The sequence below is a fragment of the Phenylobacterium sp. genome (assembly GCF_035309685.1).
Classification (GTDB): Bacteria; Pseudomonadota; Alphaproteobacteria; order Caulobacterales; family Caulobacteraceae; genus Phenylobacterium.
In genome coordinates, this window is record NZ_DATGEX010000044.1 from 94,734 (window position 1) to 103,093 (window position 8,360).

Consider the following 8,360-nt stretch of genomic DNA (forward strand, 5'->3'; position numbering starts at 1 on the left):
TACCCGGGCCAAGGGGAGCATGAACGCCACCTGGCTCCCGGCTGCAACGGAGAAAGTGGGCGCATGCCAGCCACTCTCAACGTGATCTTCGGACCCTGCGCGGCAGGCAAGACCACCTACGCCCATGCCCTGGCCCGCCGCGAACGCGCGGCGCCTTTCGTCCTGGACGAATGGGGTGCGCGCCTGTTCGGCCCCGACCTCCAGGGTCCCATCGAGTTCCCGTGGATGCTGGAGCGCCTCGCCCGCTGCAATGCGCTGATCTGGTCCACCGCCGAGGGCGTGCTCGCCGCCGGGGCCTCGGTGGTGCTCGACGTCGGCGCCATGCGGCGGGCTGACCGCGATCGCATCCGCCAGATTGCGGAGGCCAAGGGCCTGTCGGTGCAGTGGCACTTTGTCGACGCGCCGCAGGAGGTCCGCCGCTCCCGCGTCGCCGACCGGAACACCGCCAAGGGCGAGACCTTCGTCATGGAGGTGACGCCGGAGATGTTCGAAATGCTCGAGGCCATCTACGAGCCGCCCGCGCCGGCCGAGCTAGAGGGCGCGGTGCTGAGCGTCAGCAATGACGCCAGGGTCGCCGCGCCAGCCGCGGCGCAGCCTGATGCCGTGGACTAGGTCGCCCGTGGTCCGTCTCCCGGACGATTCACGAGCCCGCGACCTAGAGCGGCGTCTCCACGCTGACCACCGCCTGGGCCATCAGCCCTTCCTCGCGGCCGGTGAAGCCCATGCCCTCGGTCGTCGTCGCCTTGACGCTCACCCGGTCGATAGAAAGGCCGAGCAGTTGCGCGATCCGCGCCCGCATGGCGTCACGGTGCGGCCCGATCTTCGGGCGTTCGCAGATCAGCGTCAGGTCGGCGTTGAGGATCTTGCCCCCCTTGGCCTGCGCCAGCTTCACCGCATGCAGCAGGAACTGGTCCGATGAGGCGCCCTTCCATTTCGGATTGGACGGCGGGAAGTGCTGGCCGATGTCGCCCTCGGCGATGGCGCCCAGCACCGCGTCGGTGAGCGCGTGCAGGCCCGCATCGGCGTCGGAATGGCCGACCAGCCCCAGGTCGTGCTCGATGCGGATACCGCCCAGCCAGACCACCGCGCCCGGCCCGAACCGGTGCGCGTCGACCCCAAAGCCGGTGCGCACGATCCGCCGCGACGCCGCCAGCTGCTCGGCCATCAGGAAGTCTTCCGGATAGGTCAGCTTCATCAGCATCGGGTCGCCCGGGACCATGGCCACGTGGCCGCCGGCGCGCTCGACCACGCGGGCGTCGTCGGTGGGCTCCTCGTTGGCCGGCCAGCGGCGGTAGGCCGCCTTCAGCTTGCCGAAGCGGAAGGCCTGCGGGGTCTGGGCGCGCCACAGGCCCTCGCGGCTCACCGTCTCGTCGATCAGGCCGTCACCGCGCTTGAGCGTGTCCGGGACGGGCAGGGCGGGCACCGCGCCATCGGCCAGCTCCAGGGCCGCCAGCAGCCGGTCGACGTGGGCGCGGGTCACGAAGGGCCGCGCGGCGTCATGCACCAGCACCGCCTGGTTGCGCCCGCAGGTGAGCGCCGCCAGCCCGGCCTGCACGCTGTCGGCGCGGGTCTTGCCGCCGGTGACCGCGCGCCAGCCCTCCAGGCCGGCGAGCGCCTCGTCCACCGCGGCCAGCCGGTCGCGGGCCACCACGACGACGACCTCGCGCGCGCCGGCCGACAGCAGGCCTTCCACCGACCAGCGGACCAGGGCCCGCGAGCCCAGCAGGCGCCACGCCTTGGGTTCGCCCGGCCCCGCGCGCAGGCCCTCGCCCGCCGCCACAACCACGCCTGAGAAGCTCATCAGCGTGTGTTTAGGGACACAGCGGCGCTTGTCCAGTTCACGCGGGCTTTACCGCACCGCACAAATTGCCTAAAAACCCAGCGATGGGGATGATTATTAAATGAGCAGTTCGCTCAAGCTTGGCGGCGTGACCATCGCCGGTCGGGTCTGGATCGCGCCGATGACCGGGGTTTCCGACCTGCCGTTCCGCCGCGCCGCCAGCCGGCTGGGCGCGCCTTACGTGGCGACCGAGATGGTCGCCTGCGCCGAATTCTCCAAGGGCCGCCCCGACGTGGTGCGCCGCGCCGCTGTGGGCGAGGGCCTGCCGCTGATGGTGGTCCAGCTGGTCGGGCGCGACCCGGAACACATCGCTCAAGGCGCGCGCCTGGCCGCCGCGGCCGGCGCCCAGGTCATCGATCTCAACTTCGGCTGCCCGGCCCGCGAGGTCACTGGCGCGCAATGCGGTTCGGCGCTGATGCGCGAGCCGGAGCTCGCCGAGCGCCTGATCGCCGCGGCCATCGCCGCGGTCGAGGCGCCGGTCACCGTCAAGATGCGGCTGGGCTGGGACGACGCCTCGAAGAACGCCCCGGACCTGGCGGTGCGCGCCGAGGCGCTGGGAGTCGCCGCCGTCACCGTGCATGGCCGCACCCGCTGCCAGTTCTACAAGGGCGCCGCCGACTGGGCCGCGATCCGCGCCGTGAAGGACGCCGTCGGCATTCCGGTCATCGCCAACGGCGACATCGTCGATGGGCCGAGCGCGCGCGCTGCGCTGCAGGAGTCCGGCGCCGACGGGGTGATGGTGGGCCGCGGCGTCTACGGCCGGCCCTGGATCGCCGCGCAGCTTGAGGCGGAGCTCGACGGGCGGGCGTTTGACGAACCCGACGCCGAGACGCGGCTCACGATCGCGCTCGACCATTTCCACGACGCGCTCAGCTTCTATGGCGACCGCCTCGGCCTGCGGGTCTTCCGCAAGCATCTGGCCTCCTACATCGAACAGGCCCCGTGGCCGACCAGCCCCGAGCAGCGCCGCGAAGCCCGCAGCCTCCTTTGCCGCCTGGAAGACGCTGCGGAGGTGGAGGCGGGCCTGACCGCGCTCTGGACCGGCCCTGAGCGGAGGATGGCCGCATGAGCTGGCGCACACTGCCGCAATCGCTGGGCGTCGACGTGCTGGCGCTGAAGGCCGCGGCCTTCGAGCTCAGCCCCGACCCGGCCATGGTGGTCGACGCGACCGGCGCGCTGGTCGCGGTCAACGAGGCCGCCGAGGCGCTGTTCGGCCAGGGCCTAGGCCTGTTGGCCCGCGGCCGCTTCAGCGCCGCCCTGCCGCCGGGCTCGGCGCTCGTCTCCCTGCTGAACCGCGCCATCGCGGAGGACGCCAAGGTCCGCGAGCGGGGCGTCCAGATCACGCTCTTCGGTCTGGCGCCCTTCGAGGCCGACGGGGCCGCCGCGCCGCTCGGCGATGGCTCGGTGCTGCTGACCCTGACGGTCAAACAGGGCCTGGGCGCCGAGCGCCACGGCGCCGAGGCGGCCGGCGGCCTGCGCTCGGTCGTGGGCCTGGGCCGCATGCTGGCGCATGAGATCAAGAACCCGCTGGCCGGCATCCGCGGCGCCGCCCAGCTCTTGAAGTCCGGCGCCAAGGCCGAGGACGCGCCGCTCGCCCAGCTGATCGTCGACGAGACCGACCGGGTGCGCCGGCTGGTCGACCGGATGGAAGCCTTCTCCGACGACGCGCTCCCCTCCACGACGCCGTTGAACATCCACCAGGTGCTGGATCGGGTGAGGGCGCTGGCCGCCAACGGCGTCGCCGACGGCCTGCAGCTTCGCGAGCAGTACGATCCGTCGCTGCCGCCGGTGCTGGGCGACGAGGACCAGCTGATCCAGATCTTCCTGAACCTGGTGAAGAACGCCGCCGAGGCGGCGCATTCCCGAGGCGACGGCCGCGGCGCCATCGGCATCTACACCGCCTACCGCCACGGCGTCCGGGTCCGCGCCGCCAAGGGCCAGACCCTGCGCGGCGCGCCGCTGGAAGTCCGCATCGTCGACAACGGCCCGGGCGTCCCCGACCACCTGCGCGAGCATCTGTTCCAGCCCTTCGTCACCACCAAGCCGAATGGCGTCGGCCTTGGCCTGGCGCTGGTCAGCAAGCTGGTGAACGCCCACGGCGGCCTGCTCGACTTCGAATCCGAACCCGGCCGGACGGTTTTCCGGGTGCTGTTGCCTATCGCTTCCGACGAGGACGTCCCGGCATGAACGCTGCCAGCAAGAAGATCCTGATCGCCGACGACGACGCCTCGATCCGTCTGGTCCTGAGCCAGGCCTTCACCCGGCTGGGCTATCAGGTCCGCGCCACCGGCAACGCCGCGACGCTGTTGAAATGGGTGACCGACGGCGAGGGCGACCTGGTGGTCACCGACGTGGTCATGCCCGACGAGAACGTCTTCGACGTGCTGCCGCGCATCCGCAAGGAACGGCCCAAGCTGCCGATCATCGTGATGAGCGCGCAGAACAACCTGATCACCGCCGTCAACGCCGCCGAGCTCGGGGCCTTCGACTACATCCCCAAGCCCTTCGACCTCGACGACATGACGGCCTGTGCGCGCCGCGCGCTCTCGCGGCCCGCCGACCCGGAGGCCGCCCGCGCCCAGGCCCGCGCGGTGCGCGACGACCGCCTGCCGCTGATCGGCCGCTCCGGGCCCATGCAGGAGGTCTACCGCACCATCGCGCGCCTGGTGGGCGCGGACCTGACCGTGCTGGTCACCGGCGAGAGCGGGTCCGGCAAGGAGCTGGTCGCCCGCGCCCTGCACGACATGGGCCGCCGCCGCGACGGCAAGTTCGTCACCATCAACCTGGCGGCCGTGCCGCGCGAGCGGGTCGAGGCGGAGCTGTTCGGCCGGGAGGACGGCGACGCGGGCAAGCTGATCGAGGCCGACGGGGGCACGCTGTTCCTCGACGAGATCGGCGATATGCCGCTGGACGCCCAGACGCGCCTGCTGCGGGTGATCGACGGCTCGGAGCCGGCGCTGAACCCGAAGACCGGACGGCGGCCCAATGTGCGGATCATCGCGGCCACCAACCGCGACCTGCGCGGCCTGATCCGCGAGGGCTTGTTCCGCGAGGACCTGTTCTTCCGCCTGAACGTCGCGCCGCTGCGCCTGCCGCCGCTGCGCGACCGGCCGGACGACATCCCGGACCTGGCCCGCGCCTTCCTGCTGCGCGCCAACCGCGAGGGGCTGCCCTCCAAGACCATCGACGCCGCGGCGCTGGACCGGCTGAAGCAGCACCCGTGGCCCGGCAATGTCCGCGAGCTGGAAAACCTCATCCGCCGCATCTGCGCGCTCTATGGCGAGGACCTGATCACCGCGCGGATCATCGAACGCGAACTGGCCGATCAGCAGCCGGCGGCGCAGGGCGAAGAGGGGCCCGCGACGCTGTCGCAGCTCGTCGAGCGCAAGCTCTCCAGCTACTTCGCCGACCAGCCCGACGGCCTGCCGCCGGCCGGCCTCTACGACCGGGTGCTGGAGGAGGTCGAGCGGCCGCTGATCCAGCTCACGCTCTCGGCGACGCGGGGCAATCAGGTCCGTGCGGCCGAGATCCTGGGTCTCAACCGCAACACCCTGCGCAAGAAGATTTCCGACCTCGGCGTCGAGATGCAGCGCGGGCGCCGATAGGCGATCTGTAGGCAGCGCGGCCGGCTGACGCATCCTTGCAACAAGACTGTTGCGTTTGGGGCACGCTCGCTTAGGCTCCCCGGCGATGGCTTTGGATATTCGACAGGGGTTCGCCGCCACCGGGCTAGGCCGCGTCTGGCCCCGGATCTGGCAAGCGGTTCAGTCGCGAGGCGTGCTGGGCGTGGGCTACGGCCTGGCGGCGCTCTTGACCGGCGTGGCCATCCTGCTCGCCGCCTCGCCGCCGTCGACGGGGCCGCTGGGCCCGGCCAGCCAGCACATCCTGACGGTGCTGGGCTTCAACCTGATCCTCATCCTGGCGCTGACGCTGATCGTGTTCCTGCGCTTCTTCGCCCTGGTGAACGCCCGCGAGCGTGACGCCGGCGCGCGGCTTCAGGTGCGATTCGTCACCCTGTTCGCCATGGCCGCCCTGGTGCCGGCCGTGGTCGTGGCCCTGTTTTACGGCGTTCTGGTCAGCCGGGGCGTCGACAACTGGTTCAGCCTGCGGGTGAAGACCGTGGTCGAGAACTCCGCCGCGCTGGCCCGCTCCTACGTCGAGGAGCAGAGCAACTACATCCAAAGCCACATGATCCCGATGGGCCAGGACCTCAACCGCGCCGCGCCCGGTCTGGAGGCCAGCCCGATCACCTTCGGCCAGTACCTGGCGACCCTGGCCACCTATCACGGCTTCTCGGCCGCCTATCTGATCGACCGCGACGGTCGCGTGCTCGCCCGCTTCGCCGCCGCCGACGCGCCGCCGTTCGCCATGCCGCCGGCCACCAGCTTCAAGGCCGCCGACGACGGCATCATCTCGGTCTGCAACACCACCTGCGGCGACAGCATGCGCGCGGTCTACCGGCTGCGCAGCTATCCCGACGCCTACCTCTACATCGTGCGCCCGATCGAGAAGGGCATCATCAACACCCAGTTCGAGGCGCAGGCCAGCCTGATGGCCTACCGCGACGCCGCGCAGAACCGGCAGAAGATCCAGATCATCTTCGCGCTCAGCTATTTTGAGACGGCGCTCCTGGTGCTGGTGGGCGCGGTCTGGCTGGGCCTGGGCGCCGCGGACGCCATTTCGGGCCCGGTGGCGCGGCTGGTGCAGGCGGCCGGCAAGGTGGCCGGCGGTGACCTCAGCGCCCGCGTCGACGCCGACAACGACCCTGAAGAGATCGCTGTCTTATCCCGTGCCTTCAACAGCATGACGCACGATCTTAAGGCGCAGCAGGAGGCCTTGCGAACGGCGCACGAGGACGCTGAGCGGCGGCGTCAGTTCATCGAAACCGTGCTGGCCGAGGTCAGCGCCGGCGTTATCGGCCTCGACGCCAAGGGCCGCATCTCGGCGGCCAACCGCCAGGCGGAGCTGCTGCTGGGCCTGCGCGACAAGCCGGGGAGGGGCCGCAGGCTCGCCGACGTGGCGCCGGAGATCGCCGCCGTGGCCGCCCAGGTGAGCGGCGGGACCGGCCGCGGCGAGGCCGAGGAAGAGGTCGACCTGGAGCGCGGCCGCGAAACCCTGCGCCTGCGGGTGCGGGCCAGCCGCATCGAGGACGGCCTGGTGCTGACCTTCGACGACATCACCCGCCTGGTCACCGCCCAGCGCAACGCCGCCTGGCGCGACGTGGCCCGCCGCATCGCGCATGAGATCAAGAACCCGCTGACCCCGATCCAGCTGTCGGCCGAGCGCCTGCGCAAGAAGTACCGCAAGGACATCGCGCCCGCCGAACTGGAGACCTTCGACCGCTGCAACGACACCATCATCCGGCAGGTGGACGCCATCCGGCAGATGGTCGACGAATTCTCCTCCTTCGCCCGCATGCCGGCCCCGAAGTTCGCCGAGCAGGACGCCTCCGAGCTGATCCGCGCGGCGGTCTTCGCCCAGCGGGTGGCCAGCCCGGACATCGAGGTCGAACTGCTGGAGCCGATCCCCGAGGTGCGGGTGCTGGCTGACGAGCGCATGCTCACCCAGGCGCTCACCAACATCCTGAAGAACGCGGCGGAAGCGATCAGCGCCCGACGCACCGCCAAGCCGAAAGGCCGCATCCGCGCGCGCCTGGTGTCCGATGACGCCGGCGTCGCCTTCGAGGTCGAGGACAATGGCGTGGGCCTGCCCGCCAAGGACCGCGACCGGCTGACCGAACCCTATGTGACGACCCGCGAGAAGGGCACCGGCCTTGGCCTCGCGATCGTCAAACGCATTCTGGAAGACCACGGCGGCGAGCTGGAGCTGACCGACGCCCGCGAGGGTGTCGGCGCGCTGGCGACCTTGCGTCTTCCGTCCTCGGCCCGGGCCCGGCCCGCGCCGAAACCTGCAACCGTGACGGCTTGAGGACCTGATAATGGCGTCTGACGTTCTGGTGGTCGACGACGAGGCGGACATCCGCGACCTGGTGGCCGGGATCCTCTCCGACGAGGGCTATGCCGTGCGCACGGCCAATGACTCCGAGTCCGCGCTGGCGGCGATCCGGGCGCGCAAGCCCGCGATCCTGATCCTCGACATCTGGATGGCCGGCGGCGGCATGGACGGGCTGGAGCTGCTCGACCACATCAAGGCGCTCGACGCCGACCTGCCGGTGATCATGATCAGCGGCCACGGCAACATCGAGACCGCCGTCAGCGCCATCAAGCGCGGCGCCTATGAGTTCCTGGAAAAGCCCTTCAAGTCCGACCGCCTGGTGCTGATCGTCGAGCGTGCGCTGGAGGCCGCCGGCCTGCGCCGCGAGAACCGCCGCCTGCGCACCCAGGCGATCACGCCCGAAGGCATGACCGGCAAGTCGATGGCCGCCCAGCAGCTGCGCCAGATGATCGCCAAGCTGGCGGGCGCCAATTCGCGGGTGCTGATCTCGGGTCCGACCGGCTCGGGCAAGGAGACCGTGGCGCGGCTCATCCACGCCGCCTCGCCGCGTTCGCGCAACGAATTC

General features: G+C 71.0%; 7 protein-coding genes. 6 read left to right on the plus strand and 1 reads right to left on the minus strand.

All coding sequences use genetic code 11. The features are described 5' to 3' along the window. The first annotated feature begins 63 nt into the window (after positions 1–63). On the plus strand, positions 64–612 hold the full coding sequence (locus VKQ35_RS14635) for an ATP-binding protein (protein WP_324362859.1): 549 nt from the start codon (positions 64–66) through the stop codon (positions 610–612). Positions 613–655: 43 nt separating this feature from the next. Here VKQ35_RS14635 and VKQ35_RS14640 read toward each other — a convergent pair whose 3' ends face one another. Beyond that, positions 656–1,801 carry a bifunctional 2-C-methyl-D-erythritol 4-phosphate cytidylyltransferase/2-C-methyl-D-erythritol 2,4-cyclodiphosphate synthase gene (locus tag VKQ35_RS14640; protein WP_324362861.1) on the minus strand — a complete coding sequence of 382 codons (1,146 nt, stop codon included), beginning with the start codon at positions 1,799–1,801 and terminating at the stop codon, positions 656–658. 100 nt (positions 1,802–1,901) lie between these two features. On the opposite strand from VKQ35_RS14640, the gene dusB reads away from it, so the two are divergent. From dusB to VKQ35_RS14665, 5 genes are all read left to right on the plus strand, one after another. After that, positions 1,902–2,909, plus strand: a complete 1,008-nt coding sequence (gene dusB / locus VKQ35_RS14645) for a tRNA dihydrouridine synthase DusB (protein ID WP_324362863.1) — start codon at positions 1,902–1,904, stop codon at positions 2,907–2,909. Then, positions 2,906–4,027 (plus strand): two-component system sensor histidine kinase NtrB, encoded by a 1,122-nt coding sequence (locus VKQ35_RS14650; protein ID WP_324362865.1) that lies wholly within the window; start codon positions 2,906–2,908, stop codon positions 4,025–4,027. The genes dusB and VKQ35_RS14650 overlap by 4 nt, the downstream gene beginning before the upstream one ends. Beyond that, positions 4,024–5,445, plus strand: a complete 1,422-nt coding sequence (ntrC, locus tag VKQ35_RS14655; protein WP_324362866.1) for a nitrogen regulation protein NR(I) — start codon at positions 4,024–4,026, stop codon at positions 5,443–5,445. Before VKQ35_RS14650 ends, ntrC begins: the two co-directional genes overlap by 4 nt. Positions 5,446–5,536: 91 nt before the next feature. Then, positions 5,537–7,768 (plus strand): sensor histidine kinase NtrY-like, encoded by a 2,232-nt coding sequence (locus VKQ35_RS14660; protein ID WP_414692349.1) that lies wholly within the window; start codon positions 5,537–5,539, stop codon positions 7,766–7,768. A 10-nt stretch (positions 7,769–7,778) separates the two neighbouring features. Beyond that, the coding region (locus tag VKQ35_RS14665) for a sigma-54-dependent transcriptional regulator (RefSeq protein WP_324362868.1) at positions 7,779–8,360 on the plus strand (582 nt) is incomplete at its 3' end.